Below are 25,642 nucleotides of genomic sequence, written 5' to 3' on the forward strand. Positions count from 1 at the left end.
TCGGGACCGACACGATCGAGGCTCCTCGACGAAAGGACTCTCGACATGCACCATCCCCCACCCGCTCACGGGCCCCGACGCCGGCTGCTCGGGCTGGCGCTCGCCGGTGCGGCGATCGTCGGCGTCGCCCTCGCCGCCCCGACCGCGCACGGCGCCGACCGCGGCTCGGGATTCGGCACCTGGGCCCCGCTGTCCTCGCAGGGCTGGCACGGCTCGATGATCGCCGGCGACTCCCATACGTACTGCGTCAATCCCGGAGAGCCCGTCCCGACCGGGACGAGCACCGACATGGGCATCAGCACCGACGCCAACGGCATGAGTCCGCAGCAGCTGGTCTCCATCAACCACCTCGTGTCCACGTACGGGCAGACCGATGACGCCGTACAGGCGGCCGCGGTCGGCTGGGCGGTGAAGGCCATCGCCGACCTCGACACGACGCTGCACTCGTGGGGATACACGGGCGACTCGTTCCCCGAGGCGATCGACTGGATCATGCGTCGCGTCGCCCCGGACGCCAACCCCGCCATCCAGGAGCTCGCGCAGAAGTACCTCGCCGAAGCGGCCGCCATCACACCGCCCCGCACCGACGGCTCGCTGGTGCTCACCACCGACGGTGACGACCCCACCCGCGGCACCGTCACCGCCGACGTCGACCCGCACGCCACCGGCGAGCTCCATCTGGAGAACGCCGTCTTCAGCGACACGGGGAGCCCCGACCGCGGCGGCGTGCACGACGGCGAGGTGTTCGCCATCACGGCGGCGCATCCCGACGGCGACGTCCGCCCCTACACGGTCCGCGCTCGCGGCACGTTCGCCTCGCGCTCCGCCGCGGTCCGGTTGTTCGTGACCACCGGTCAGCAGGAGACGGCCGGGCCCGGCGGGATGACGGTCTTCGAGGTGACCGGCGAGGACGCGGCGCCGCGCCCCGTGCGCTTCGCGCCGCGGATCACCACCCGGGCGCACATGGACGACGACGGGCGGTTCGTGGATGCCGTCACCTTCGTCACCGAGGACGGCGTCTGGCCCCAGCGGGCGGACGGCACGCCCGTTCCGATCCGGGCGTCGGCCGACCTCTACCGGACGTCGGCGTTCCCCGCGGAGTCCGACGACATCCCCGACGGCCTGTCGCCCGTCTCCTCGCTGCAGGTCGTGAGCGACCCGTCCACGGGCGTCGGCACGGTGTCCGTGTCGACGGAGGAGGCCGTCCCCGGACCCGGGGTCTACATCGCGGTCTGGCGCATCGAGCGGGCCGCTCAGGATGCCGAGGTCGCAGCCCACCTGCCGACGGACTACGTCTGGCGCGAGCGCTTCGCCGAACCGGCGCAGACGTCACAGTGGGCACCGGCGCCGCCGCCCTCCCCCACGCCCACACCGACGCCCGTGCCGACCCCGCCGGTCGTCGAGGAGACGGCACCGCCCGCCCCCGCCCCTGCACCGGCGGCGCTCGCCACCACGGGAACCGACGGCACGGCCCTGGCGGGACTCTCCGCCGGCGGCGCGGCACTCGCCCTCGTCGGCGGCGTCATCGCCGCTGTCGTGCACCGCAGGCGCACCCGCGTCTGACGGCCCCGGGAGGCGCGGTGCGGTCGAGCGCGAGCCGTGCCGCGCCTCTCCGTCGCCGTCCGCCGCGCCTCCTCGTCGGTGTCCAGCGGTCCCGCTCGTCGCCGTCCGCCGCACCTCCCCGCCGCCGTACAGCGGTCCCCGCGCCGCCGTCCAGCGGTCCCGCTCGTCGCCGTCCGCCCGGCGCCGACGGGAGGGGGACGCGCCCGGAGCGCACGGTGGTTCGGAGCACGGGTCGGAAGAGGGTAGAATCGTAGGGTTGCTCACGGGGTGTGGCGCAGCTTGGTAGCGCGCGTCGTTCGGGACGACGAGGCCGCAGGTTCAAATCCTGTCACCCCGACCGCAGAGAGGCTCCGCCCACGGGCGGAGCCTTTCGTGTATCGAAATCGCGTCGTCCGATAGGAGCCCTATGTCCGACACCTCACCTCGCCTCGTCGCCTTCGATCTCGACGACACGCTCGCCCCGTCGAAGACGGCCATCGACCTCCGCATCGGCGATCTGCTCCTCGCCCTCGCGGAGCGCGTCGAGGTCGCGATCATCTCCGGCGGTCAGCTGCAGCAGTTCCGCACCCAGGTGATCGACCGGCTGCCCGAGACGAGCGACGAGATCCTGTCGCACTTCCACCTCATGCCCACGTGCGGCACGCAGTACTACCGCCTGACGTCCGACGGCATCGAGACCGTCTACGCCCGCTCGCTGACCGACGACGAGAAGACCCGCGCCCTCACCGCCGTCCGCGAGGAGGCGGAGCGCCTCGGGCTGTGGGAGGCCGAGCCGTGGGGCGACATCCTCGAAGACCGCGGGTCGCAGATCACCTTCTCGGCCCTCGGGCAGAAGGCGCCGCTCGACGCCAAGATGGCGTGGGACCCCACCGGTCAGAAGAAGAACAGCCTGCGCGAGGCCGTCGCCGCCCGGATCCCCGACCTCGAAGTCCGCTCCGGCGGCTCCACCTCCGTCGATATCACCCACCAGGGCATCGACAAGGCGTACGGCATGAACCAGCTCGTCGAGGCCACCGGGATCCCCCTCGACGACATGCTGTTCGTCGGCGACCGCCTCGACCCGGACGGCAACGACTACCCCGTCCTCGCGATGGGCGTCGAGTGCCACGCGGTGCACGGCTGGGAGGACACCGCCGCCTACCTGGACGCGCTCATCCCCACGCTGCCCGCGCGCGCCTGACCCGCGCGGGAAGGCCTCCGACGCGAGACGCCGGCCGTCCCGCCGCACCCGCCCGACCCGCGTGGGAAGGCAGCCGGTCCGAGCCGCCCTCGCGTCAGATGATCTGACCGATCGGCTCGCGCTTCTCAGCCTGGAAACGGTCCTCGGTGCGCCCGTACGCCCAGTACCCGGACAGCGACACCTGGTCGCGCGCCAGACCCCAGCGCCCGAACACCACATCGCGCAGGCCCTTCATCGCCTCGCGCTCCCCGTGAGCGAACACCTGCCCGCGACCGTCCCGCGGCGCCCACGCCGCGACCGCGTCGACGAGCACGGACGACGTCCCCGGCACGGCCTCCCCGCGGTGCAGCCACACGACGTCCACGCCGCCCGGCGCGGTCAACGGCAGCTCGTCGTCCGGCCCCTGCACCTCGATGAACGCGGTGCCGGTGGCATCCGGGGCCAAGGCCTCCAGCGCCGCCGCGATCGCCGGCAGCGCCGAGTCGTCGCCCGCGAGCAGGTGCCAGTCCGCCGACGGATCAGGGGCGTAGCCGCCGCCGGGCGACGAGACGACCAGCCGATCGCCCGGCACCGCCCGTGCGGCCCACGGCGCGGCGAGGCCCTCGTCGCCGTGGACGACGAAGTCGATCGCCAGGTCACGGTCGGTGACCTCGCGGATCGTGTACGTCCGCGTGACCGGGAGGTCCTCGGGGGCGAGGGTCTCGCGCAGCGCCGGCAGATCGTACGGCGGCTCCAGTCCCAGCTCCGGCTTGACGAAGGTGATCTTGACGTAGCGATCGGTGTACGGGCTCTCCCGGAAGGCCGACAGGTCGGCGGCCGTCGCCCGCAGGCGCACGATGTGCGGCGTCACCCACTCGCTCGAGGTCACCTCGAGCACGTGCTGCGGGCGCGGCGGGCGGAGGGGGCGATCGGTCATGAATGTTCCTCTCGGACGGCGCCGGCATCACCGGGCGGGACAGCGGGGACGCGCGCGAGGGCGTCGCGGGCGCCCGCCGCGGGGACGGGAGCGGCCTCCTCCGACGGCGGCTCGCCGGCGTCGACCCGCGCGATGGCCGCGGCGACCTGCCGCGAGTAGTCCGTGATGTGAGCCGTCACCACCGCGCGCGCGGCGGCGCCGTCGCCGTCGGTGACCGCCTGCACGATGCGGCGATGCTCCTCGCGGAGGCGGTGCGCGGTGGCATCCCAGTCCGGCATCCGTGCGGCGCCGAGCTGCGTGTACGACTCGATCGAGCTGCGCAGCCCCGCCATCATCGCGGCGACCACGGCGTTGCCGGACGCTTCCGCGAGAGCGAGATGGAAGCGGGCGTCGAGGGCGAGGAACTCCCCCGCGGCCAGAGCGGGGTCGTCCATGGCATCCAGGATCCCGTGCACCTCCGCCAGGTCCGCCGTCCGGCCGGCAAGGCTCTCTGCGACATCGCACTCCAGCACGATGCGGGTGCGGACGACGTCGGCGATCGGGAAGCCGCTCGCCGCGACCTGCAGGCGGAGGAACGCGGCCAGGCCACCCCGCGGGGTCGTCACGATCATCGCGCCGGCGCTGGGACCGGAGCCCGTGGCCGTCCGGACCACGCCGAGCACCTCCAGGACGCGGATGGCCTCGCGCACGCTCGACCGGCCGACCCCGAGCTGCGTCGCGAGCTCCCGCTCGGGCGTCAGCCGGTCGCCGGGGACGAGACGACCGTCCCGGAGGTCGCCCTCGATGCGTTCCAGGACGATCTGCCAGGCGCGCGGGGCGTCGGTCGGCATGGCATCCCTCTCCTCGTCGCCGGGGTCCGGTGTGGCCGGACCACACGGCCCCACCCTACGCGGCGGTCAGTCCTCGGCGGTCGCGTAGCCGGCGGGGTTCTTCGTCTGCCAGTTCCAGTAGTCGCGGCAGGCGTCGTCGATCGTCAGACGCGTGCGCCACCCGAGCACCTCGGCCGCCTTCGCGGGGTCGCAGTACGTCGCCGCGACGTCGCCGGGGCGACGGTCGAGCATCTTCTTCGGCAGTTCGTGGCCGACGGCCTTCTCGAACGACGCGACGAGCTCCAGCACGCTGACGGGACGCCCCGTGCCGAGGTTGAAGACCTGGTGGCCCGGCTGCGCCTTCTCGAGCGCGGTGACGTGCCCCTCGGCGAGGTCGACGACGTGGATGTAGTCGCGGAGGCCCGTGCCGTCCGGGGTGTCGTAGTCGGAGCCGAAGACGCCGATCTCGTCGAGCGACCCGATCGCGACGCGCGACACGTACGGCATGAGGTTGTTCGGGATGCCGGCGGGGTCCTCGCCGATCAGGCCGGACGGGTGCGCGCCGACGGGGTTGAAGTAGCGCAGCACGGTCACGTTCAGCTCGGGGTTCACCCGGGCGACATCGGCGAGGACGACCTCGTTCATCCGCTTGGACTTGCTGTACGCGTTCGACAGGTCGACGCTCGTCGTCGACTCCTCGGTGAACGGCAGGTCGGCCGGGTCGGAGTACACCGTCCCGGTGCTCGAGAAGACGAAGCTCCGGATGCCGCGGGCGATCCCCACGCGCAGGAGGGAGAACGTCGTGTCGAGGTTGTTGGAGTAGTACTCCAGCGGCTTCTGGGTCGACTCCCCCACGGCCTTGAAGGCGGCGAGGTGGATGATCGCGTCGATGGGCCCGTGCGCGTCGAACGCCGCGGCGACGACCGCCTCGTCGGACGCATCGCCCACGACGAGCGGGGCGGACTTGCCGGTGATCGCGGCGACCCGCTCGGCCGCGACCGCGTGCGTCCCCGACAGGTCGTCGAGGAGGACGACCTCGTGTCCGGCATCCAGGAGAGCGACGGCCGTGTGGGCACCGATGTAACCGGCACCGCCGGCGAGCAGAACACGCATGCCCCCAGGCTACCGAACGGTGCTGCGCGAACCGGCCCGGTCGCGGCCGGATGGCGTGCCGGGCTCCGGAGAAACGTCACCCGAACGGGGTGCGCGGGATCGGTGGACGCGGCCTCCGCCCGTCTGTCCCGGAGCGCGGCACCGCTGCGCGCCGGTCAGTTGCCGTCGAGCCTGCCGCCGGAGGCCGACAGATAGCAGACGGCGCACATCGACTCGTACGTCACCTCGCCGGCATCCTGTTCCTCGTCGATCGCGACCTGGTCGCCGTCGAACACGAACTGGCCGCCGATCAGACGCGCGTTGAAGATCGCCTTGCGGCCGCAGCGGCAGATGGTCTTGAGCTCCTCGAGGCTGTGCGCGATCTCGAGGAGGCGCGCGGAGCCGGGGAACGCCTCGGTGCGGAAGTCGGTGCGGATGCCGTAGGCGAGGACCGGGATGCCGTCGAGCACGGCGATCCGCAGAAGGTCGTCGACCTGCGCGGGGGTGAAGAACTGCGCCTCGTCGACGAGGAGACAGGCTACCGGCTCCGCACCGGCGGCCGCGTCGCCCGCCACCGCGCGGAACTCCGTCCGCAGATCGTCGTCCGGGCCGACGAGGAAGTCGACGGGGCGCGAGACGCCGAGACGGCTGTCGATCTGGTCGGCGCCCTTCGTGTCGATCGCGGGCTTGGCCAGCAGCACGCGCTGCCCGCGTTCCTCGTAGTTGAACGCCGCCTGCAGCAGAGCCGTCGACTTGCCCGAGTTCATCGCCCCGTAGCGGAAGTACAGCTTCGCCACGACGGGGTCAGGCGTTGATCGCGAGCGCGTGCGCCGTGGCATCCAGCTCGCGTCGGGCCACCTCGGGACGCGTGTTGAGCGTCTCGCCGTAGCTCGGGATGAGCTCGCGCAGACGCGGCTCCCACTCGGGCATGCGCTCGGGGAAGCAGGTCTTGATCAGGCCGAGCATGATCGAGACGGCCGTCGAGGCCCCCGGCGAGGCACCGAGCAGACCCGCGATGGAGCGGTCGCTCGAGGTGACGACCTCGGTGCCGAACTGCAGCACGCCGCCCTTCTGCTTGTCGCGCTTCATGACCTGCGCGCGCTGCCCGGCGTCGAGCAGCTCCCAGTCCTCGTCCTTCGCGGACGGCATGAAGTCGCGGAGGCTGTCGACCTTCTTCGCGTGGTTCTTCAGCAGCTCGCTGACGAGGTACTTGATGAGGCCGGGGTTGTCGATGGCGACCTTGAGCATCGGCAGGATGTTGTGGGGGCGCACCTGCGTGACGATGTCGAGCATCGAGCCGTTCTTGAGGAACTTGGGGCTGAACGTCGCGAACGGGCCGAAGAGGAGCGACGCCTCGCCGTCGACCACGCGGGTGTCCAGGTGCGGCACCGACATGGGCGGCGCGCCGACGGAGGCCTGCGAGTACACCTTTGCGCGGTGCTTGGCGACCAGGTCGGGGTTGCTGGTCTTGAGCCACTGGCCGCCGATGGGGAAGACGCCGTAGCCCTTGATCTCGGGGATGCCCGAGCGCTGCAGGAGCTTGAGAGCCCAACCGCCCGCGCCGACGAAGACGAACTTCGCGTTGATCGTGCCCGGGGTGCCGCCGATGACGTGGCGGTAGCTGACGCGCCAGGTGCCGTCCTTGAGCTTCTTCAGCTTCTTGACGTCGTGGTTGGTGGCGACGTCGACGCCCTTCTCGCGCAGGTCTGCGAAGAGCTGGCGGGTGAGGGAGCCGAAGTCGACGTCGGTGCCGGCCGGGACGCGCGTGGCCGCGAACGGCTCGCCCTTGCGGCGCTTGTGCATGAGCAGCGGGGCCCACTGGTTGATGACGCGGGAATCCTCGCTGTACTCGATGCCGGCGAACAGCGGCTGCTGCTTGAGCACCTCGTAGCGCTTGCGGAGGAACGCCACGTCCTTCTCGCCGCGCACGAAGGTCATGTGCGGGGTCGCGTTGATGAAGGTCGACGGCTCGTCGAGCACGCCGCGGGCGACGAGCGAGGCCCACAGCTGACGGCTCTGCTGGAACTGCTCGTTGATCGCGACGGCCTTGGACGGGTCGAGCGAGCCGTCCTTGCCCTCGGGCATGTAGTTGAGCTCGCAGAGGGCGGCGTGGCCGGTGCCGGCGTTGTTCCAGGCGTTGGAGCTCTCCTGGGCGACCTCGCTCAGGCGCTCGACGACCGCGATCTTGAGGTCCGGCTGCAGGTCCTTCAGCAGGGTGCCGAGCGTCGCGGACATGATGCCGCCACCGATGAGGAGAACGTCGACGTTTTCAGTCACCCGACGATTCTAGGCGGGCCCTGGGAGGTCTCTCGACATCGAGAGAAACGTCCCTTCGACATCGAGACAAAGGAGATGCCTCCGGCCGCGGGAGAGCGGGCCGGAGGCATCCGGATGCCGGTGGTCAGGCGCGCGCGCCCAGACGCTCGGCGACGAGCTCGGCAATCTGCACCGCGTTCAGGGCCGCACCCTTGCGCAGGTTGTCGTTGCTGATGAACAGCACGAGGCCCTTGCCCTCGGGGGCGGACTGGTCGGCGCGGATGCGGCCGACGAAGCTCGGGTCGGCGCCGGCGGCCTGCAGCGGCGTGGGCACCTCCTCGAGGCGGACGCCGGGGGCGTCGGCGAGCAGCTCGCGCGCACGGTCGGGCGTGATGTCGCGGGCGAACTCGGCGTTGATGCTGAGCGAGTGCCCCGTGAACACGGGCACGCGGACGCAGGTGCCGGCGACGCGCAGGTCGGGCAGCTCGAGGATCTTGCGGCTCTCGTTGCGGAGCTTCTTCTCCTCGTCGGTCTCGTTCTGCCCGTCGTCGACGAGGTTGCCCGCGAACGGGATGACGTCGAAGGCGATGGGCGCGACGTACTTCTGCGGCGCCGGGAAGTCCAGCGCCGAGCCGTCGCGGACGAGACGCTCGACGTCGCCCTGGGCGAGGACGCCCTCGACCTGGCCGAGGAGCTCCTGCGCACCGGCGAGGCCCGAGCCGCTGACGGCCTGGTAGGTGCTGACGATGAGGCGCTCCAGACCGGCCTCGGCGTCGAGCACCTTCAGCACGGGCATGGCCGCCATGGTGGTGCAGTTCGGGTTGGCGATGATGCCCTTGACCGCCTGATCGATCGCGTGCGGGTTCACCTCGCTGACCACGAGCGGCACCTCGGGGTCCATGCGCCAGGCGCTGGAGTTGTCGATGACGGTCGCGCCGGCCTCGGCGAATCGGGGCGCGTGCGCGCGGCTGCCGGTGGCACCGGCGGAGAAGAGGGCGATGTCGATGCCCGCGGGGTCGGCGGTGGCGACGTCCTCGACGACGATCTGCTGCCCGGCGAACTCGACGGTGGTGCCGGCGGAGCGCGCGGTGGCGAAGAGGCGCAGCTCCCGGATCGGGAACGAGCGCTCCGCGAGGATCTCGCGCATGACGGTGCCGACCTGGCCGGTGGCGCCGACGACGGCGAGCGATATTCCGGAATCGGAGATGCGGGTCATGCGGGTACCTCGGATGTTCGGGTGGATGGATGCCGCGAGCGCGGCGTCCGGGTCAGACTAGCGCGAACGCCGGGGGGCGTCCTCGCCCCCGCGGAACTCCGGAGAATCGGTCCGGAATGCAGCGCCGAGTGGCGGAAATACGCCGCGGAAGGGGCGGCCGCGCGGGAAAACTCAGGAGTTCGACGAGAGCGGACGCGCGCGCCGGACCCCGCGGGGGCGTCAGGTCAGCGGCCGGTGCCGGCGTGGACGGTCGCCTCGGCGTCGCCGTCCAGACCGTACGCGGTGTGCACGAGACGCGCCGCCTCGGCCAGGTCGACGCCGCGGACCACGACCGAGATGCGGATCTCGGAGGTCGAGATCATCTCGATGTTGACGCCGGCCATGCTCAGCGCCTCGAACAGCGTCGCCGAGACGCCCGAGTGCGTGCGCATGCCCGCGCCGACGACCGACAGCTTGCCGATCTGGTCGTCGTGCACGAGGCTGGCGAACCCGACCTCGCCCTGCTCCCCCGCGAGCGCCTTGAGCGCGGCGGTGGCGTCGGCCTTCGGCAGCGTGAACGAGATGTCGGTGCGCCCGGTGGCGGCGGCCGAGACGTTCTGCACGATCATGTCGACGTTCGCGCCGGACTTGGCGACGATCTTGAAGATGTCGGCCGCCTTGCCGGGGACGTCGGGGACGCCGATGACGGTGATCTTGGCCTGGCTGAGGTCGGTGGCGACGCCGGCGACGATGGGCTCTTCCATGGTGGCTCCCTCGGGGACGAGCGGGGACTTCTTGGAGGCGTCGAGCACCCACGTGCCCTCGCCCGAGCTGAACGTGGACCGCGCGTGGATGAGGACGCCGTGACGGCGCGCGTACTCGACGGCGCGGATGTAGAGGACCTTGGCCCCGTTGGCGGCGAGCTCGAGCATCTCCTCGCTGCCGACGCGGTCGAGCTTGCGGGCGAGGGGGACGACGCGCGGGTCGGCGGTGAAGATGCCGTCGACGTCGCTGTAGATCTCGCAGACGTCCGCGTTCAGCGCCGCGGCGAGCGCGACGGCGGTGGTGTCGGAGCCGCCGCGGCCGAGCGTGGTGATGTCGCGGGTGTCGCGGTTGAAACCCTGGAACCCGGCGACGATGACGATCGCGCCCTCGTCCAGCGCCTCGCGCAGACGCACCGGGGTGACGTCGACGATGCGGGCCGCTCCGTGGGTGGCATCCGTGATCATGCCGGCCTGGCTGCCGGTGAAGGACCGCGCCTCGAAGCCCATCGAGTGGATGGCCATCGCCAGCAGCGCCATCGAGATGCGCTCTCCGCTGGAGAGCAGCATGTCCAGCTCGCGCGGTGCGGGGATGGGCGCGACCTGTCCGGCGAGGTCGAGCAGCTCGTCGGTGGTGTCGCCCATGGCGCTGACGGCCACGACGACCTCGTGGCCCGCGCGGCGGGTGTCGACGATGCGCTTGGCGACCCGCTTGATGCTCTCGGCATCGGCGACGGACGAACCGCCGTACTTCTGGACGATCAGCGCCATAAGAGGAACTCCCCGGATGTGTCGGGCAGTCGGGATGCCGCGACGGGCGCTCGGACGACGCACCCGACGACCCATCCTAGGGGCGCGTGCATTCCCCCTCGGCCATGCGCTCGTCCCCGCGCCGACGGTGCCGCGCCACCCAGGATCCGGGGAGGCGGCGTCGGTAGGATCGGGGCGGTCCCCCTGTTCCGCCTTGTCGTGCTCCTGGAGGCGTGCGGTGCCCCCCACTTCCCGTCGGCTGCTGTCGTCCCTGCGACGGATCGTCCACACCGAGGAGGCGTCCGGGCCGGACACGACGGTGCTCCCCGTGATCGACGACGCGTTCGCCGCGCGCGTGCTCGACCTGTCGATCCGCATCGGCGAGACGATGCTCGTGGTCGGGGCGCCCGCCAGCGAGGTGACGCTCACCATCGTCCGGGTGTGCGGCGCGTACGGCCTCGACCCCGTCCACGTCGACGTGACGTACAACTCCATCACGGTCGCGCACAGCCGCCCCGGGGCGACGAACCCGACGACGCTGCTGCGGGTCGTGCGCGGATCGGTGCCGGACCACGCGAAGCTGCAGCGTCTGCAGGCCCTCGTCACCGAGATCGGCGGCGGCCTCGACCTGGACACGGCGGTCGCGCGCTGCCGCGCGATCCGCCGGGTGCCGTTCCGCTACCGGCCGCCGGTCGTCGTCGCCGCGCAGGCGTCGCTGGCCGTGGGCGTGGCGATCATGTTCGGCGCGAACTGGCTCGCCCTCGTCCTGTCGTTCATCGCGGCGGCGATGGCCGCGACCACCCAGTACGCCCTCGCGCGGGCCCGCGTGCCCTACTTCTTCGCGCAGATCGCCGGCGGCTTCGTCCTCACGGTCGTCGCGGCGCTCTCGCCGCTGCTGGAGTACACCGGGATCGAGGCGGCGGCGGCGATCCGGCCGTCGGTCATCGTGGCATCCGGGATCGTCCTCATGCTCGCCGGGCTCACCGTCGTCGGCGCGGCCCAGGACGCGATCGACGGGTTCGCCCTCACCGCGACGGGGCGCATCCTCGAGCTCACGACCCAGACCCTGGGCGTGGTCATCGGCATCCTCGCCGGGCTCGAGACGGTGCGCGTGCTGGGGCTCGGGATGTCCGCGCCTTCGAATGCCCTCCCCCTCGGCCCGCTGCCCGTGCAGTTCCTCGGCGCGGCGGTCATCGCGGTCGCGGTCGCGGTGTTCAACGGCGCCGGGGCGCGCATCGTCCTCGTCAGCGCGGCGCTCAGCATCGTCGCGTGGCTGGGCTACGTCACCACGTCGTCGCTGGGGTTCGACGTCGCCGCGGCCAGCGGCGTCGGCGCGTTCGTCGGCAGCTTCGTCGGCATCGTCGTGGCGTACCGCCTGCACGTGCCCTCGGTCGCGATCACGACGGCCGCGATCCTGCCGCTGGTCCCCGGGGCGGCGGTGTTCCGCGGTCTGCTCGGCGTCGTGGAGTCCGGCGAGGACCCGGCGGTGCTCATGACCGGCGTCACCACCCTCGCCAGCGCGGCGACGATCGGCATCGCGCTCGCCGTCGGGGCCTCCCTCGGCATCTACCTGGGGCAGCCGCTGCGCGCGACGCTGTCCAGCGTCATCCGGACCCGGGCCCGGCTGCGCAAGTAGGACCGGGGATGCCACGCCTCCGACCGGGCGTCGGGATCGCGGCATCCATGGTCCCGAGGGGGCGGCGCGCGCTCAGCCGAACCGGCCGTTGACGTAGTCGAACGTGCGCGGATCGACGGGCGAGTCGAACATCGCCGCGGTGTCGCCGTGCTCGACGATGTGGCCGGGCTGACCCTGGGATGCCAGGAAGAAGGCGCACTGCTGCGACACGCGCTGCGCCTGCTGCATGTTGTGCGTGACGATGACGATGGTCACCTCGTGCTGGAGCTGTCCCATCGTCTCCTCGATGACGCGCGTCGAGGTGGGGTCCAGCGCCGAGCAGGGCTCGTCCATGAGGAGCACCTTCGGCTTGATCGCCAGCGAGCGGGCGATGCACAGACGCTGCTGCTGCCCACCGGAGAGGCCGCCGCCGGGGGCGCGCAGCCGGTCCTTGACCTCCTTCCACAGGCCGGCGCTCTGCAGCGAGGTCTCGACGAGGTGGTCCTTCTCGTCGCGGCCGGCGCGGATGCCGGTGAGCTTGAGACCCGCGATGACGTTGTCGTAGATCGACATGGCCGGGAACGGGTTCGGCTTCTGGAAGACCATCCCGATGTCGCGGCGGGCGTCGGTGAGGCGCCGCTCGGGGTCGTAGATGTCGACGCCGTCCAGGAGCACCTCCCCCGCGAGGGACGCCGACGGGACGAGCTCGTGCATGCGGTTCAGGATGCGGAGGAACGTGGATTTGCCGCAGCCCGACGGGCCGATGAGAGCGGTGACCTGGCCGGCGGGCATGGTCAGCGACACCCGATCGAGCACCTGGTGGTCGCCGAACCACGCCGTGATCCCGCGGGCGTCGAGGGTGGCGAGCGGGGCGGGGGCGGACAGGACGCTCTCGCCGGCCGCCGCGGCACCCGGACCGGAACGGCGCGGGCCGGGGGCGGCGGCGGGGCGTCGGCCGAAACGTCGCCGCAGGCCCGCCGGGGGCGACGCGGCCGGGACGACGACCACGTCGGGCACGCCCGTCACCGGCGGCTCCCCCGACGCCGGGGCGACGATGACCTCCGTGAGCGAGGTGTCGGGCGTCCCGGCCGGGGGGTGCGCGTCGGGCACACGGACGACCGGGCCGTGCGCGTCGGGCACGCGGACGACCTCCGTCAGCAGGGACGGCTCCGGCGCGGGCACGCGGACGACCGCGGTGCGCAGCGCGGGCGCGGCGTCGGCGGGCGCCGGGTCGCCGGCGGCGACGGAGGATGCGGATTCAGTGTTCATCGGGACTCTCGGGTCGAGCGGGTCGGGTGGGGATGCCGCCGCGAGGCGGCCGCGGCACGGTCAGAGCAGGTTGGGCAGCAGGAGCGTGAGCTGGTGGGCGACGAGGAAGCCCGCGAGCAGGAGCACCGGCACGAAGACGATCCACGTGCGCTGGGCACCGAAGCGGCGGAACGCCCAGACGGCGGCGATCTCGGCCGCGATGAGGAACTGGAGGGCGAACACCAGCGCCCATGCCGTGGTCGTGTCCGTGGCCATCGGGCGCTGCTCGGGGGGCAGCGCCGCCGTGCTCGTCACGCGGGCGCCGCGGGCCTGGGCGTCGCCGACCAGGCGGGCGTCGACGTAGGCGACACCGGTGGGTACGTACGGCGCCCCCCGCGAGGTCATCAGGACCAGCCGGCTCTCGCCGGGCCGCAGGTTCGGCAGCGTCGGATCGCCGGCGTAGCGGACGCCGACCACCTCGAACTCCTGCAGGCCCTGGCCGGTGCGGACCGAGATGGCGTCGCCCGGGCTGAGGCTCTGGATGCCGGAGAACGGACCCCCGAAAGCAGCGGACCGCGCCAGGAGGAAGCTCACGCCCGCCTGCCCGGGCAGGATGCTGTCGCGCTGGTGCGCGACGCCCTGCGCGGTCTCGGCGGCGCTGCTGCCCTCCACGACGACCTCGTGCACGCCCAGGCGGGGGATCTCGATGATCCCGACCGGCGCCCCGTCGGCGAGGAGGTCGTCGTCGAAGGTGTACTCGCTGACGGGGGCGGTGCCGGCCTCCAGCTGCGCGCGGAAGTCGTCCGACAGACGCTGCTGGGAGACCAGGTGCTGCAGGTGGCTGAACACCGTCACGTCGAGGACGAACATGAGCGTCACGGCCGCCATCATCCCCACGACCGCGCGGACCAGCGCCTCGGTCGCGGTGAGGGGCACCGGGGTGCGCCGGAGGCGGGGCGCCCTGCGCGGCGGACGGGGCGGCCGCGGCACACGGCGGGCGCGAGCGGGCACGTGCATCTCCGAGACGGTCATGCGGGCGCCTCCGTCAGGACGGGTCCGAGGACGGCACGACGCAGCAGCACGACGGCCGTCGCCGCGACCGCCGACCCCAGGAGCATCAGCAGGAGGAGCCAGGGCACCACGATGACCGTCGCGTCGCGGGTGAGGGAGGAGAGGTCGACGCCGTCCACCTGGGCGGGCGGGTTCAGCCTCGCGTGCGTGGTGAGCACGGTCCACTGGCCGGCTCCCGGCAGGTCGGCGCCGACGGTCCGGGTCTCCCCCGGCTTCAGCCCGGCCACCGCGACACCGTCGACGGTCGCCAGGCGCATCCCGAAGGCGTTCTCCATCCAGAAATCGGCGGTCGCGTCGATGGTCGAGCGCGACGTGTTGCGCACGGTGAACGAGACCTGCACGTCGCCGCCGAACGGGTTCAGCGACAGGCTGCTGCCCGTCGTCAGGCCCCCGATGGACAGGATGCCGCCGAGGTCGACGGCGTCCTCCGCCACGGCGTCGTCGGTCGTTCCCGGCGCCACCGACGACGGCGTCTGCGCGGTGCCGGTCGCCGAGCCGGAGCCCGAACGCGACCCGGTCGAGGACGAGGAGCCGCGCGCCCCGCCGAGACCGGCAGTGGGCGAGGTGCCGCCGCCGCTCGCGGCCGTCGGACCGCACACGACGGCGGTGATGCCCACGCCGTCGGAGGGGGCCCCGGTCGGCGCCGGCGTCGGTGCCGCGGACGGCGTGGGGCACACGAGCACCATGCCGGCGGACGCGGCGGACGGCGCGGCGGTCGCGGCCGAGACCACGACCGGCGCCAGCGCGAGAACGGTTCCCGCGAGCGCGGCGACGAGCGCTCCCCGGCGCGCCCCGATCCCGCGCCTCACGAGCGCGTCTCGGCCACAGCGGGCTCCCGCTCGGCCTCGGCCTTGCGACGGGCCTCCGCCTCGGCGAAGTCCATCCACTGCTGCGCGCGGACGGCGTCCCGACGACGGCGGACGCGGACGATCAGGACGACGAGGCCCGCGACGAGCAGCAGCCCCAGCGCGGCCCACGGCACGGCGAAGACGACCGTGTCGCGGCTGACGCTCGTCAGGACACCCGGGTTCTGCGCCGTGGCATCCACGCGGGGGTAGAGCGTGACGACGGGGGCGAGGTAGACCCACTGCCCGACGCCGGCGACGGTCGTGGTGATCGTCCGCGTGCTGCCGGGCAGCATCTCGGCCACCTCCTCCTCCAGCGGCGCGGACAGCCCGATGCCGAACAGCCCGCGCACCTCGGTCTTGAGGTCGCCCGAGAGCGCCACGTTGCCCGCGTTGCGCACGGTGAACGTGACGGTCGTCTCGCCGGCGAACGGGTTCAGGCCGGGGCTGTACGACGCCGACATGCCCGCGATCGACAGGCTGGGCTGCAGGTCTCCGGGGACGCGCACGTACAGGCGCGCACCGAGGCGGCGGTCGACGAGCACCTGGCCGTCGGAGGTCTGGACGGATGCCACGATGCCGGCGGCGTGATCGCCGGGCGTCGCGTCGTCGGGCGTCCGCAGCGTGAACGGCACAGTGGCGCTCTCGTCGGGCTGGAGGGTCATCACGACCGAGCTCTGGCCGTCGAAGGACACCCACGCGCCGGCGTCCGTCGGAGCGGTGCCGGTCTCGAGCAGCGCGAACGAGCCGTCGTCGGTGTTGAAGGCGTCGGTGGCGAAGACCGTGAACGTCTGCGGCGCGGTGCTGCGGTTGATGACCTGGTACGCGTCGTCGAGGCTCTGCCCGGGGGCGGTCGTGTAGTCGAAGCGGCTGCGCGTCGCGCCGTCACCGCTGACGGGCTGGGCGGAGATGCCGATCTCGTCGACGGGGGCCGCGTCGTCGGCGCGGGCGGACCCGGCCGGGACGGCCGAGCCGAGGGCGATCGCGGCGGCCAGGACGGCGGCGAGCGCGGGGAGGGGGCGGGCGTTCGGGCGCACCGCGGTCCGGAAGAACTGCACGATATATCTCCGCAGGGAAGGCTTACGGCGGCGCAGCGCCGTGCTGAACGAGGTGTGAACGCCCCTGGTCCGAGAGAAGGGGCGGCACGCGTCGTGCCGCCCCTTCCCCCGTCGGGTCACTTCGACACGAGCGTGAGCGTCATCTTCGAGGTGTAGGTGCCCGCCGGGGTGCCGGCGGGGGCCACGAGCTTGAGGTCGGCCTTCAGCTCGGTGGTGGGCTGCGCGGGCACGCCCGCGTCGCCCGTGGCGAACGGCGACGGGAAGACGGCCGAGCCGGCCGCCTGCGCGACGGCGGCGCTCGCGGCGGAGCCTGAGACCTTCGACACGGTGACGCCCAGGTTCTTCTTGTCGATGACGTTCGACCCGGACGTGAAGTCCGTCACCGACTGCGTGAGGCTCCACCCCTTGCGGTCGACCGTCCGGCGGGTGTCGTCGACGCGGATGCCGCTGATCGTGCCCGTGGACTCGGAGAGCTGCGTCGCGGCGTTGATCGCCGTGGTGAGGGCGATCGAGGTGGTCGGGACCTTGAAGGTGAGCGCGCCGGCCGCCTCCTGCACGTCCGCCGAGATGCCCACGTCGGTCGAGCTCCCGGTCGGGGCCGGGGTCGGGGTGGTGCCGGTCACGAACGTGGTCGGCTCGTAGGTGTAGCTTCCGCCCGGCTGCACCGTGATGTGGACGAAGGTGACGCCGTAGACGACGGCCGCGTTCTGGTCGGTGAAGGCCAGACCGAGCGAGAAGGTGCCGCCGTTCGCCTTGGCCGAGGCCAGGTTCACGCCGGCGGTGTTCTCGGGCGCCAGGTTCGGCGTGAGCACCTTCTTGGTGCCGGGGGCGAAGCCGTTGATCGCCTTCGAGATCCACTTCTGCGGGTCGAGCTCGTCACCCCGGGGCGCGAGGAAGACGTACGGCTGCGCCGCCTGCGACGGCGCCGTGAAGTAGGCGTCGTAGTTCGTGAAGTCCGTGTTCTTCGGGTAGCCGAGCACCTGCTGGCCCCAGCCGATCGTCGAGGAGCTGGTGAGCAGCGTCTCGTCGCTGTTCCACAGGTACATCGCCTCGAGGGACGGGGGCGCGGAGGTCGTGGTGTCGGCGGCCGAGGCCGAGGACACCGCCCCACCGGAGAGCAGCGTGAGGGCGACGGCGGCGGCGAGGGCCGCCTTCACCTTCGACATGCGGTTCATGAGAGGAATGCCTTTCGGGAGAGGTGAGGATCAACCCGCGGCGTAGGCCGCGATGGGGGTGGTGGTGCTGGGAGCGAGGAAGCCGTACTTGCGCTTGACGGCGCCCGGCGCGAAGGGAGCGGTGCTGAAGTTGGTGAAGCTCGTGGTCTTGCTCGAGTCGACCAGGCCGGCGAGCACCGGGTCGTAGGCGGGCGCGCCGCTGTAGGTGAAGGACGACACGACCTTGGCGCGCTCGACGATCAGATAGGTGTCGCGACCGAACGTGGTGTTGGCGTAGAAGCCCGAGTTCGGCACGAGGTTCGGCGCGGTGCCGGTGAAGGGGACCTGACCCGACACGGGCGAGCCGAGCTGGACCGTCGGAGCCGTCGCGAGAGTGTTGACGCCCGAGACGTTGTTGGCCTGCGAGACCCAGTTGGCGACGGAGAACGGGATGATCTCGTTGTCACCGAGGACGGTCGCGTCGTTCTCCGGGGTGGCGTTTCCCGTGTCGTTGACGGCGGGGGCGGTCGGGGCGCTGCCGGAGTAGCCCAGTGCGTTCAGGAAGAACGTGCGGGTGCCCGAGCCGGCCTGCGGCAGGCGCGGGGTCACCGGGACGCCGTCGATCGAGGTCAGCGTGCCGTCGTAGATCGACTTCAGCTGGGCGGGCGTGAGGGAGGCCCAGGCGGCGGTGCCGCCCTTGTAGGCGTACCCGACCGCGTCGCGGGCGTAGGGGACGTAGAGCAGACGACCGTCGGCGTTGGCGTTGGAGCCGGGGCCGCCGGAGCTGCGGGCGATGTCGACCTGACCGGTGATCGCCCGGGCGGGGGTCGGGTTGAGCTTGATCGACCAGTCCGCGCCGCTCACCGAGGCACGCAGGGCGTCGCGACCGGAGCCGGAGCCGTTCGGACGGGCGAAGTACACGCCGCCCGGCTTGGTCTGGATGGCGGCGGAGCCGAACGCATCGAAGTTTCCGATGGTCTGTCCGGCGGCCAGGATGCGCACGCTGGCGCCGGACACCGTGGTGCCGTTGCTGAGCGCGTTCATGGAGTCCTGCAGCGTGTCGGATCCGACGACGGCGTAGCTGTTCGACACCGGTTCGGCGGACGCCGTGGAGGCGAACCCGGCGCCGGCGAGGACGAGGCCGACGGCCGCACCGAGGGCGGCGATCTTCTTGATCTTCACTGATGACCTATCTGTGGGTGAGGAGGAACGGAACTGCGGGTAGGGAACTGCGGGAAGGGAAGGTCGAGGGTCACGGCCTGCGCGGCAGGCGCGGGATGAGGAGGACGACGGCGGCGGCGATCAGCGCGGCGAGCAGGCTGATGGGCAGTGCCGCCGGCAGGGGTCCGGAGTCGGGGTCGGCGGCCGTCCGAGCGCCGGCGAGGGCCCCCGCCACGGCGCCCGACGCGGAGGGGTTCGTCGCCTCGGCGGCCGGCGCGGCCCCCGCCGCACCTGCGGAGGCACCCGCTGCGGCACCGGAGCCGCCCGCGGAGGTCGAGCCGGCGGCAGGCAGCGCCCCCGACGAGATCCCGGCGGTGTCCCCGGCCGGAGCGGCGGAGGGCGTCGGCGCCGCGGCCGTCAGGCCGTTCTCGAGCGCCGTCGCCGCGGCACGCGCCTGGACGCGCCAGCTGTCGGGCAGCGGGGCGTACCCGGCGGGCAGCTGACCCGTCTCGACGCCCGGGACCTGCCCCTGATCGGCGGCATACCGCATGAAGTCGGCGTAGACGGAGCGCACGCCGGCATCGCCGAGGTAGGGGCTCGCCGCCGCGTAGACCGGCATGGCCAGCGGGTAGGCCCCGGCCGCCCGGGCCGCCTCGTCCGTCGTGGGGGCGAACGAGCGCACCTGCGGTTGCGAGCCGGTCGCGGTCATCGCGGACGCGGCGGCGGTGAGGCCCTCCGTCGTGGGGAGGACGAACTCCCCGGCGGGGTTGCGCAGCGCGGCGGTGACGAGCTGGTACTTCTCGGCCGCGGCACCGTCGGTGAGCGAGATGACGGCCTGGGTCCCCGGCAGGTTGCGAGGGCTGCGGGAGTAGCGCGGCGGGTTGCCGGCCGGGTCCCAGGCGCTCAGGACGAGGCCGTCGCCGCGCAGCGTCGCGTAGGCGGCGCTGTCGAGGTCGTTCGTGTAGGGCCGCCAGGTGACCGAGTTGATCGCGGCGGGTCCGTTCGGGGTGGCCGCGACCTCCACGGGGTCCGGCTTGGGGAAGCTGTCGCGGGGCAGCGTCAGCCCCGTGCCCGTGGGGTTCTTCTCGGGGGTCGTCGACGCGAACGGGTTGACGACCATCCCCCAGTCGTCGGGCATGCCGGCGAGGAACTCCCGGGCCTCCGGGTCGGCCATGACGTAGGTCCACAGCGCCGTGGCGACGTCGGACCGGCCCTGCGGGAGCAGCATGTCGGCGACGGCGACGCCGGCGATCGCCTGCTGCGACCACTCCGGGTCGTTGATGGCCCGGAAGTCGGGGTCGAAGAGCAGGTTGCGCGGATTCGCGCCGAGATGCCCGCGATCGGCCTGGTACGGCAGCGAGTCCAGGTAGGACGACGTCAGCAGCTTGGCGATCAGGCGCGGAGTGAGCTTCATGTCGGTCAGGGGGAGCCGGGCGCGCGCGAGCGCCTCCTCGGAGGCGGAGCCGTCCTGCGCCGGGAACCGGTCGATGGCGAAGCCGACCGTGACGGAGGTCAGCCCGATGGGTGCGTAGACGAGGCGGTCCTCGTCCGGACCGCTGTAGGGCAGTGAGGTCAGCGCCAGGGGCGCGTCGCCCGCCGCGGCGTTCGCGGCCGTCGCGGCGTCGCTCTCCGTGCCCGTGAGAAGCGTGAACACGCTCCCGCCGTCCTGCGCGCACAGCGTCGGCTGCCACGACGACACCGCGCGGGAGATGAGCTCGCTCCCGGCCAGCTGACGCTCGGCCGCACCGATCGCGCACCGCAGCCCCACCGGACGGAAGTCGAGCTTGACGGCGAGGTGGTGCTTCCAGTTGTCGGCGAACAGCCCCGAGGAGACGTTGGCCGACTCCCCCGTGTCGGCCGTCCCGCGCGGGATGACGACGAGCCAGCACGAGGCGCCGCTGGTGGCGGCGGCGTCGTCGGACGTGCGCGCACCGCAGCCGAGGCCGCGCGACTGCGTCACCGTCTGCACCTCGAACTTGGTGCTGCCGGTCCCGTCGGCGCCGGTGCCCGCCCAGGGGATCTCGTTGGAGGTGTACTGCGTGAAGAACGGGTTCGTGTTCACGTCGACGCCCGGGACGCGCCGGCCGTCCACGACCGAGGCGATGGTGTCGCCCGTGGCGGACCGGAACGGGATTGACGTGTAGGCCGGGTCCAGCGCGCCCGCCGCCGTGGTCGTCAGCGCGGCGTCGGAGGCGGCGACGCTGCCCTCGGTGCGGTTGCCGTCCCGGGTCGCGCCGGGCGTGCCGAAGGCGCCGTACTGGCAGGTCGTGCGGTCGGGCCGGCCGGGGTTCTCCGGGTCGTCGCCCCAGCACTGCGCGATCTGCAGGTAGTTCTGACCGCCGGACTGCTGCGTGGGCGGCGTCGACTCGGCCCCGCCGGTCCAGCTGACCTTCAGGCCCTGGGCGACGAGACCCTTCGTCTGCGACACCGTCACCGCCAGGTCGGGGAACGGCGAGCTCTCCCAGTCGGGGTCGTAGCCCTTCGCGGTCACGGCTCCGGCGATGGAAGTGGCGGGCGTGTCGTCGGCGGCGGTCGCGGCCGACGCGCCGGCGGCACCGCCGGCGGTGAGGGCGGCGAAGACCAGACCGCCGACGAGGGCGCCGGCCAGGCCGGACAGCGCGCCTCGGGCGGCGCGCCCTTCGGGTAGAGCACTACGCACGGACATCTCCAGGTTCGAGCGGCACGGGGTGCCGACAGCGATGAAAGTAAGGGCGGGTCGTGACGATCACGTGAACGGTCGACCAACGAGGTCGAGAACATTCGTGGCGCCGCCGATAGGGTTTTTGATCTGGTGTTTTTCGGCGCGACCGAGCCGCGGTCCGCGGGCAGCGGACCGCGACGGCGGCCGTCGACGGGAGGGCGGGGCGAGAGGGCGGGGTCAGCTCCGCCGGGATCCGCTGCGCAGGCGGCGGGAGGTGAGCGGGGGCACGACGATCGCCCCCAGCAGCAGGACCGCACCGGCCAGCATCAGCCACTGCGGCGCCTTCCACCCGTCGTCGGCGAGGGTGTACGGGGTCGAGGCCGCGACGACGGAGGCCGCCCCGCCCGCGCTCCCCGAGACGAGGTTGCCGTTGGCGTCGAAGACGGCGTCGGACGTGGATGCCGCTCCCCCGGTGTCCGCCGCGCCGGCGGCGGCACCGCCGGTCGCTGCCGCCCCGCCTCCCGCGCTCGCGGCGGCGCCCGCGCCGCCGGCCGCGGCGGCCTCGGCGGAGGATCCGCCCGCACCGGAGCCGGTGACGGCGGTGTCGGTGCCGGCGGAGCCCGCCGTGCCCGACGTGCACTGGTCGGGTCCGACCTTGTCGCACTCCGCGGGCTGCGGCGCCGAGACGGCGAGCTGGTTGCTCGAGGGCGAGTCGCCGGGTTTGAAGGTGGGGTTGTTGCACGTGTTGATGTCGATCCCGTTGGCGTTCGCGCCCGGGATGCGCTTCAGCTGCTCGGATCCGGCCATGACGAGGTTCATCGGCAGGGGCGAGTACCCGAGGGCCGTCGCCGACTGCTGCCCCTCGCACAGGACGTACTCGGCGAACCCGCCGAGCGTGCGGCCCTTCTCGGCCGTGAAGATCCCCGCGACCTGCGTCGGGACGATGAGATACGAGTAGCTCGAGAGCGGGTAGGTGCGCTTGTCGCCGTTGTTGTAGACGCCGTCGAGGATCTGCGTGAGGTAGTCGGGCGAGTTGGCATCCGTGTTGATCTGGGCCTGCATGAGCGCGACGGCGACCGACGGCGCGGTCGGCTCGATGTAGTAGCCGGCGGCGTTCAGCACCTTGGCGACGGGGAAGCCCGACTTGACCGCGTAGGAGTACTCGACGTAGGTGATGGCCCCCTCGCCGTAGTCCTGGCTGACGTAGCCGGCGACGCCGAGCGAGCCGTTCTGCGCTTTGCCGTTGGCCGGGGTCGGGAACTGCGAGGTCATGCCGCGGGTCCAGATGTCGCCGTGCTGCTTCGACATCCACAGCGTGAACTGCGCGGACGAGCCGGAGCCGTCCGAGCGGACCACCGGGACGATCGCCCGGTCGGGCATGGCGAGCCCGGGGTTGTCGGCCTGGATGGCAGGGTCGTTCCACTTGGTGATCGCACCGGCGAAGATCTTCGTCACGACCGCGCCGGACAGACGGAGGTTCGTGACGCGCTTGCCGCCGATCTTCAGGTTGTACATGAACGCGGTGCCGCCGGCGACGATCGGCATGTAGGCGTAGCCCGAGCGGGGCGTCTCGGGCTGCGACCCGTCCTCGGGGCGGGACTGGAACGGGATCTCGCTGATCGCGAAGTCGACGGTGCCGTTGATGAAGTCGCGGCGGCCGGCCGAGGAGCCGACGCCCGAGTAGTTCACGGTCATGCCGTAGTTCTCGCCGACGTTGCGCCGCCACTGGTCGAGCGCGTTCTGCGACCAGGTCGAGCCGGTGCCCGAGATCGGGGCCCAGGAGTCGGCGCGCGCGGGCACGCCCGAGGACGAGACGAACCCGGTGACCACCAGGAGCGCGACGGCGGAGGCCGCCAGGAATGAGCGGAAGCGGCGGATCACGGCAGGTCCTTCGTCGGGGGCGTCGCGGGGACGGCGCGGGGGTTGGGGGCGGAGGAGGGATCGGGCGCGGCGGGGACGGCGGCGGAGCGCCGACCCTCGATGCGGAGGAGGTCGTCGCGGGAGCGGGTCGCGCGGGCGCGGCGCTGCCGGGCGCTCAGCTGACCCGGCCCCTTGCCGCCGATGACGCGGGCGACGACGAACAGCAGGAGCACGAGCAGGATGAGCGTCGCCGCCGCACCGAAGCCGCGGGCGATCATGTTCGGCTCCGGCGACTTGACGAAGTCGAACACCTGCAGCGGAAGCGAGATCATCGGTCCTGAGAACGGGTTCAGGTTCATCACCGCGGTCACGCCGGAGGTGAGCAGCACGGGTGACGTCTCGCCGATGCCGCGCGCCGTGCCGAGGATGACGGCGGTCACGAGTCCGGAGCGGGCGGTGGGCAGCACCACGTGCCAGACCGTCCGCCAGCGCGACGACCCCAGCGCGTAGGAGGCCTCCCGCAGGTTGCCCGGCACCAGGCGCAGGACGACGTCGGACGCGCGGATGACGATGGGCAGCATCATGACGGTGATGGCGAGGGATGCCGCGAACCCGGAGCGCTCGTGGGTGATGAGCTGGATGACGGCGGAGTACACGAACAGGCCGGCGACGATGGAGGGCAGTGCCGTCATGGCATCCGAGATCGTCCGCACGAACCGGGCGAAGCGCCCGCCGATCTCGTTCATGAAGACGGCGGTGGCGATGCCGAGCGGCACCGTGATCGACAGGGCGATGGAGATCTGGATGAGCGTGCCGACGATCGCGTGGGCGATGCCGCCGACGCTCAGCGGGTCGAGGGGGCCTGCGGGCTCCATGGTCTGCACGAACGAGTTGAGGTTCAGCAGCGCGGGCAGTCCGCGGAACACCGCGAAGCAGACGACGAAGACCAGGGCGGCGATGAGCAGGGCCGCCGCGCTGTAGAGGAGCGCCGTCATGACGCGGTCGGTGACCTCCTGCCCCGTCGCCCGCAGCGCCACGAGGAGGGCGTAGACGACGACGAACAGCAGGTACGTCACCACGGCCCAGCCCACGGCGCCGGTCATCGGGGTGAACCACCCGAACAGGAGGGTCGCGACGGCGACCGCGGCGCCCAGGGCCCCGGTCAGGTTGAAGGCGTCCTCCGCGGTGGCCCCGCTCATCCGCCGGCGGGGGCCGAGGGGCTCGTCCGTCGTGACGGGCCGGAACGTGCGCGCGAGCGCGACGGCGTCGGCGGAGGCCGTGGCATCCATGGTCCCCGTCCCCCGCGGCGCGGGAGCGGCGCCGACGATGGCGGTCATCGTGTCGTCGATCGACATGTCATCCCTCGCTCTGGGCGCCCGAGCGCGATCGCGCGACGATCGAGGACGCGGTGAAGTTGATCACGAGCGTGATCAGGAACAGGGCGAGCCCCGCGGCCATGAGGGCCGACAGGCCGAACTCGCTGGCCTCGCCGTAGCGCAGCGCGATGAGGGCCGACACGGAGTTGCTGCCGGTCTTGAGCACCTCGGTGTTGATCGTGAAGATCGGCGAGATGATCAGGTACACCGCGATCGTCTCGCCCAGGGCGCGGCCGAGCCCCAGCATCGTGCCGCCGATGATGCCTCCGCGGCCGAACGGGAGCACGACGGTGCGGATCATCCCCCACCGCGTCGACCCCAGCGCCAGTGCCCCCTCGCGCTCGCCCACGGGCGCCTGCGAGAAGGCCTCGCGCATGACCGAGGTCTGGGTCGGCGCGACCATGAGGGCCACCACCATCCCGGCGATGAAGGCCGAGGACGTGAACTGGCTCGCGTCGGTGAGCGGGGTGCCGTCGGGGTCGGTCACGGCGAGGACGGGGATCCACCCGAAGTAGTGCGAGATCCACTGCGCGACCGGGATGACGTTCTGCTGCAGGAAGAACAGTCCCCACAGGCCGTAGACGACACTAGGCACGGCGGCCATGAGGTCGACCAGCGAGACGAGCAGCGTCCGGACGCGCGGCGGAACGACCTCCGAGATGAGGAGCGCGGTCCCCATCGCCAGCGGGACCGAGAAGGTCATCGCGACGAGCGCGATGGTGACGGTGCCGGCCAGGATCGCGGCGATGCCGAACGTGCGCGTCTCGGGCGACCACTCCTGCGTGGTGAGGAAGGACGGACCGGCGACGGAGAGGGCGTCGCCCCCGCGGAGGGTGAGGAAGAAGCCGACGGCGAGCATGATCGCCACGGTGATGCCGCCGGCGGCGAACGCCGTCGTGCGGAAGACGGTGTCGCCGAGCGGGCGGCGGGAGACCAGCGAGCGGCGCGCGGGCGCGGCGGTGGCCTGCGCGGCGGGGGCCTGCGCGGCGGGAGTCGCCTCGTCCGGCGCGACCTCGTCGGGGGCGAAGAGGACCTGCGTGAGGTCGTCGGAGCCGGCGGGGGTCACGCGCGCACGCCGGTGCTGGGGTGCG

General features: G+C 72.4%; 20 protein-coding genes and 1 tRNA gene. 4 read left to right on the forward strand and 17 right to left on the reverse strand.

Annotated features, from left to right (window positions below):
- Positions 1-45 precede the first annotated feature (45 nt).
- The 3 genes from ACO03V_RS06675 to ACO03V_RS06685 all read left to right on the forward strand — a co-directional run bounded on the left by ACO03V_RS06675 (position 46) and on the right by ACO03V_RS06685 (position 2,743).
- Positions 46-1,563 carry a hypothetical protein gene (locus ACO03V_RS06675; protein WP_423137047.1) on the forward strand — a complete coding sequence of 506 codons (1,518 nt, stop codon included), beginning with the start codon at positions 46-48 and terminating at the stop codon, positions 1,561-1,563.
- A 263-nt stretch (positions 1,564-1,826) separates the two neighbouring features.
- Positions 1,827-1,900, forward strand: a tRNA-Pro gene (locus tag ACO03V_RS06680).
- 69 nt (positions 1,901-1,969) lie between these two features.
- Positions 1,970-2,743 carry an HAD-IIB family hydrolase gene (locus ACO03V_RS06685; RefSeq protein WP_423137048.1) on the forward strand — a complete coding sequence of 258 codons (774 nt, stop codon included), beginning with the start codon at positions 1,970-1,972 and terminating at the stop codon, positions 2,741-2,743.
- A 94-nt stretch (positions 2,744-2,837) separates the two neighbouring features.
- Here ACO03V_RS06685 and ACO03V_RS06690 read toward each other — a convergent pair whose 3' ends face one another.
- From ACO03V_RS06690 to ACO03V_RS06720, 7 genes are all read right to left on the reverse strand, one after another.
- On the reverse strand, positions 2,838-3,659 hold the full coding sequence (locus ACO03V_RS06690; RefSeq protein ID WP_423137049.1) for a siderophore-interacting protein: 822 nt from the start codon (positions 3,657-3,659) through the stop codon (positions 2,838-2,840).
- Positions 3,656-4,489 (reverse strand): FadR/GntR family transcriptional regulator, encoded by an 834-nt coding sequence (locus ACO03V_RS06695; RefSeq protein WP_423137050.1) that lies wholly within the window; start codon positions 4,487-4,489, stop codon positions 3,656-3,658. Before ACO03V_RS06695 ends, ACO03V_RS06690 begins: the two co-directional genes overlap by 4 nt.
- A 66-nt stretch (positions 4,490-4,555) precedes the next feature.
- Complete coding sequence (gene galE, locus ACO03V_RS06700) at positions 4,556-5,581, reverse strand: UDP-glucose 4-epimerase GalE (RefSeq protein WP_367726133.1); 1,026 nt, start codon at positions 5,579-5,581, stop codon at positions 4,556-4,558.
- A gap of 155 nt (positions 5,582-5,736) precedes the next feature.
- Positions 5,737-6,357, reverse strand: a complete 621-nt coding sequence (locus ACO03V_RS06705; protein WP_423137051.1) for a thymidine kinase — start codon at positions 6,355-6,357, stop codon at positions 5,737-5,739.
- Between the two features lie 7 nt (positions 6,358-6,364).
- A complete protein-coding gene (locus ACO03V_RS06710; RefSeq protein WP_367726131.1) occupies positions 6,365-7,837 on the reverse strand; it encodes a malate:quinone oxidoreductase in 1,473 nt (490 codons plus the stop codon).
- A 124-nt stretch (positions 7,838-7,961) separates the two neighbouring features.
- Positions 7,962-9,032 (reverse strand): aspartate-semialdehyde dehydrogenase, encoded by a 1,071-nt coding sequence (locus ACO03V_RS06715; RefSeq protein WP_423137052.1) that lies wholly within the window; start codon positions 9,030-9,032, stop codon positions 7,962-7,964.
- 224 nt (positions 9,033-9,256) lie between these two features.
- A complete protein-coding gene (locus ACO03V_RS06720) occupies positions 9,257-10,543 on the reverse strand; it encodes an aspartate kinase (protein WP_367726129.1) in 1,287 nt (428 codons plus the stop codon).
- A gap of 217 nt (positions 10,544-10,760) precedes the next feature.
- Between ACO03V_RS06720 and ACO03V_RS06725 the strand changes: the two genes are divergently transcribed.
- On the forward strand, positions 10,761-12,158 hold the full coding sequence (locus ACO03V_RS06725; protein WP_367726128.1) for a threonine/serine ThrE exporter family protein: 1,398 nt from the start codon (positions 10,761-10,763) through the stop codon (positions 12,156-12,158).
- Between the two features lie 72 nt (positions 12,159-12,230).
- Here ACO03V_RS06725 and ACO03V_RS06730 read toward each other — a convergent pair whose 3' ends face one another.
- The 10 genes from ACO03V_RS06730 to pstC all read right to left on the reverse strand — a co-directional run bounded on the left by ACO03V_RS06730 (position 12,231) and on the right by pstC (position 25,617).
- Entirely contained in the window at positions 12,231-13,022 is a 792-nt protein-coding gene (locus ACO03V_RS06730) for a phosphate ABC transporter ATP-binding protein (RefSeq protein WP_414685801.1), read from the reverse strand.
- Between the two features lie 444 nt (positions 13,023-13,466).
- Positions 13,467-14,417 carry a sortase gene (locus ACO03V_RS06735; protein ID WP_423137053.1) on the reverse strand — a complete coding sequence of 317 codons (951 nt, stop codon included), beginning with the start codon at positions 14,415-14,417 and terminating at the stop codon, positions 13,467-13,469.
- Positions 14,414-15,265, reverse strand: coding sequence for a hypothetical protein (locus tag ACO03V_RS06740; RefSeq protein WP_423137054.1), 852 nt, complete (start codon positions 15,263-15,265; stop codon positions 14,414-14,416). Before ACO03V_RS06740 ends, ACO03V_RS06735 begins: the two co-directional genes overlap by 4 nt.
- Positions 15,262-16,359, reverse strand: coding sequence for a WxL protein peptidoglycan domain-containing protein (locus tag ACO03V_RS06745; protein ID WP_367726125.1), 1,098 nt, complete (start codon positions 16,357-16,359; stop codon positions 15,262-15,264). The genes ACO03V_RS06740 and ACO03V_RS06745 overlap by 4 nt, the downstream gene beginning before the upstream one ends.
- A gap of 116 nt (positions 16,360-16,475) precedes the next feature.
- Entirely contained in the window at positions 16,476-17,525 is a 1,050-nt protein-coding gene (locus ACO03V_RS06750) for a hypothetical protein (protein WP_387053178.1), read from the reverse strand.
- A gap of 39 nt (positions 17,526-17,564) precedes the next feature.
- A complete protein-coding gene (locus ACO03V_RS06755) occupies positions 17,565-18,695 on the reverse strand; it encodes a hypothetical protein (RefSeq protein ID WP_423137055.1) in 1,131 nt (376 codons plus the stop codon).
- A gap of 70 nt (positions 18,696-18,765) precedes the next feature.
- A complete protein-coding gene (locus ACO03V_RS06760; RefSeq protein WP_423137056.1) occupies positions 18,766-21,333 on the reverse strand; it encodes a hypothetical protein in 2,568 nt (855 codons plus the stop codon).
- Positions 21,334-21,552: 219 nt separating this feature from the next.
- Positions 21,553-23,196, reverse strand: coding sequence for a phosphate ABC transporter substrate-binding protein PstS (pstS, locus tag ACO03V_RS06765; protein WP_423137057.1), 1,644 nt, complete (start codon positions 23,194-23,196; stop codon positions 21,553-21,555).
- On the reverse strand, positions 23,193-24,530 hold the full coding sequence (gene pstA / locus ACO03V_RS06770) for a phosphate ABC transporter permease PstA (protein ID WP_423137058.1): 1,338 nt from the start codon (positions 24,528-24,530) through the stop codon (positions 23,193-23,195). Before pstA ends, pstS begins: the two co-directional genes overlap by 4 nt.
- A 1-nt stretch (position 24,531) precedes the next feature.
- Positions 24,532-25,617 carry a phosphate ABC transporter permease subunit PstC gene (gene pstC, locus ACO03V_RS06775; protein ID WP_423137059.1) on the reverse strand — a complete coding sequence of 362 codons (1,086 nt, stop codon included), beginning with the start codon at positions 25,615-25,617 and terminating at the stop codon, positions 24,532-24,534.
- Positions 25,618-25,642 lie beyond the last annotated feature (25 nt).

This window comes from Microbacterium sp. HMH0099, assembly GCF_049384025.1.
In the GTDB taxonomy this organism is placed as follows: domain Bacteria; phylum Actinomycetota; class Actinomycetes; order Actinomycetales; family Microbacteriaceae; genus Microbacterium.

Coding starts and splice junctions, on each gene's coding strand:
- ACO03V_RS06715 (WP_423137052.1), bottom strand. CDS start 9,032: ATGACCCGCATCTCCGATTCCGGAATATCGCTCGCCGTCGTCGGCGCC.
- ACO03V_RS06675 (WP_423137047.1), top strand. CDS start 46: ATGCACCATCCCCCACCCGCTCACGGGCCCCGACGCCGGCTGCTCGGG.
- ACO03V_RS06750 (WP_387053178.1), bottom strand. CDS start 17,525: ATGTCGAAGGTGAAGGCGGCCCTCGCCGCCGCCGTCGCCCTCACGCTG.
- pstA (WP_423137058.1), bottom strand. CDS start 24,530: ATGTCGATCGACGACACGATGACCGCCATCGTCGGCGCCGCTCCCGCG.
- ACO03V_RS06685 (WP_423137048.1), top strand. CDS start 1,970: ATGTCCGACACCTCACCTCGCCTCGTCGCCTTCGATCTCGACGACACG.
- ACO03V_RS06695 (WP_423137050.1), bottom strand. CDS start 4,489: ATGCCGACCGACGCCCCGCGCGCCTGGCAGATCGTCCTGGAACGCATC.
- ACO03V_RS06690 (WP_423137049.1), bottom strand. CDS start 3,659: ATGACCGATCGCCCCCTCCGCCCGCCGCGCCCGCAGCACGTGCTCGAG.
- ACO03V_RS06720 (WP_367726129.1), bottom strand. CDS start 10,543: ATGGCGCTGATCGTCCAGAAGTACGGCGGTTCGTCCGTCGCCGATGCC.
- galE (WP_367726133.1), bottom strand. CDS start 5,581: ATGCGTGTTCTGCTCGCCGGCGGTGCCGGTTACATCGGTGCCCACACG.
- ACO03V_RS06735 (WP_423137053.1), bottom strand. CDS start 14,417: ATGACCGTCTCGGAGATGCACGTGCCCGCTCGCGCCCGCCGTGTGCCG.